This is a genomic window from Bartonella sp. AP58NXGY (assembly GCF_042195785.1).
In the GTDB taxonomy this organism is placed as follows: Bacteria; Pseudomonadota; Alphaproteobacteria; order Rhizobiales; family Rhizobiaceae; genus Bartonella.
The window spans coordinates 262-584 of the sequence record NZ_JBHIOY010000383.1 but is presented as its reverse complement, the minus strand read 5'-3'; the positions used below and the strand labels follow the sequence as shown (position 1 = coordinate 584).

Here is a 323-nt window from a genome sequence, read left to right as displayed (position 1 = left end):
TTTGAATTTGTTGCAAATGCAACAGATGAAATACTCAAGAGAGTACAAACTATCAGTAAATTAAATAACTTTTTCATTTTTATATTCCTGTTCTTTACATAAAAGAGAAACATGTCTATCATCTATAAATAATATACATCATATAAAGCATCTTTATAAAAAAAGCTTTCTAATATCCATATAGCTTTTATAATAACCTAAGGCTACCTCGAAATTCGCTGACAACACTCATATAAACATGCTTTTTAAAAGGAACCGCAATCGAAGGAAGAGCTGCTAGATCTATCCATTTCCATTGATCGAATTCCGCTTTATTGCCATCT

1 pseudogene is annotated in these 323 nt (G+C 29.7%); it reads right to left on the bottom strand.

Annotation, left to right across the window (positions count from 1 at the left end):
• Nucleotides 1–187 precede the first annotated feature (187 nt).
• Nucleotides 188–323: pseudogene (locus ACFINC_RS11575) on the bottom strand (RNA pyrophosphohydrolase); the annotation flags it as partial.